Origin of the sequence: uncultured Campylobacter sp. (assembly GCF_938045595.1) — a bacterium.
Lineage (GTDB): Bacteria > Campylobacterota > Campylobacteria > Campylobacterales > Campylobacteraceae > Campylobacter_B.
In genome coordinates this window covers 1-1,297 of sequence record NZ_CALIBB010000143.1, presented here as the reverse complement: position 1 = coordinate 1,297, position 1,297 = coordinate 1, and the positions used below count along the sequence as shown (strand labels likewise).

Genomic DNA, 1,297 nt, shown 5'->3' with positions numbered 1-1,297 from the left:
TTTAAGCGACCAAAGCTTTACCACCGTAGATATTGTCGCCGCATCAAATTTGGATAGAGAAAATTCCGCCACGGGCGCCGCTGCATTAAATTTTAAAAATAAAATTCTGCGGCGACGTCCGTCGAAGCGGCATCAAAAACGGCGGACGCTGCGGAAATAGAGGCTGCTATGAGCGCCGTAGAAGCAAAAATGACAAAAAACAGCGCAAAACGATATTGAGATTACAAGGGTAGCGGAGGAAATAATGATAGCAGAGATAGCACCGACAAAAGAAGCAGAGGCGGCGAGGCCGCAGATCCAAGAGCTCACCAATTTTCTTAGCGAATACACCGCCAAGATGCTTAGTATCGGCACTTACACCGCGCGTATAGAGCACTGCGTGCGCAGGATAGCGGACGCTTACGACTATGAGGCTAGCCTGATGATCTTTGTGCGCCACTTCATCATCAGCGTGATGGACCCCGCGGACAACTCCATCCGCCGCACCTACGTCAAAACGGGCGCTGCGGCGCAGATCAGCTTCGATCTGATCTCGGAGCTAAGCGCGCTTAGCTGGGAAATTTACGACGAAAAAATCCCCCTTGCGCGCGCCAGAGCCTCATTTGCCGAAATTTTAGCCTCGCAGAAGAAAAGCTTCGCCAAAACCATCGTTTTGCTCAGCGTCGCAAATGCCGCATTCTGCGAGCTGTTTGGCGGCGACGGCGGCGCGATGGCGTTAGTTTTTGCGGCTACGGCTTTTGGAATTTGCGCCCGCCATCTGCTTAGCAAACTTAAAATCAACCTAAAAATCCAATACATCGCGGTTTCGTTCGCAGTCTCCTTCATCGTCTCGCTAGGGGCTCGCTACGGGCTTAGCGCCACGCCCGACGTCGCCGTGGGATCGAGTATACTCTTTTTGATCCCCGGCGTCTGGCTGATAAACTCCGTCTTTGACATCCTAAACGAAAATATGCTCGTAGGCATCAGCAGAGGGCTAAACACGGGGCTTTTGATCATCTGCATCGCAATCGGGCTCTTTCTGACGCTTAGCATCTCAAATTTGGGGCTCGTAAATGTTTGATATAGCGCTTTTGGTATTTAAGGACGCCTGCTTTGCCGCTGCGGCGGGGCTCGGATTTGCGTATGCGTGCATGCCGCCTAAAAAGACGCTTGCCTTCTCGGCGCTGCTTGCGGCGGTTGCGCATTCGTGCAGGTTTTTGCTGATACAGAGCCAAATTTTTTCGATCGCCGCCGCGACGCTTTTTGCGTCGTTTCTGATCGGCGTTTTGGGCATGCTCTGTGCCAAGCGCCTCAAGGT

2 protein-coding genes are annotated in these 1,297 nt (G+C 52.4%); both read left to right on the top strand.

The window, feature by feature from the left end:
- The first annotated feature begins 244 nt into the window (after window positions 1-244).
- Window positions 245-1,060, top strand: coding sequence for a threonine/serine exporter family protein (locus tag Q0340_RS06215; RefSeq protein WP_298082585.1), 816 nt, complete (start codon window positions 245-247; stop codon window positions 1,058-1,060).
- Window positions 1,053-1,297, top strand: a 245-nt coding sequence (locus tag Q0340_RS06210; protein ID WP_298082584.1) for a threonine/serine exporter family protein, incomplete at its 3' end; no start/stop codon positions are given. The genes Q0340_RS06215 and Q0340_RS06210, both read left to right, overlap by 8 nt.

Bases quoted from the DNA above. Each gene is read 5' to 3' on its own strand.
- Q0340_RS06215 (WP_298082585.1), top strand. From the start codon at position 245: ATGATAGCAGAGATAGCACCGACAAAAGAAGCAGAGGCGGCGAGGCCG.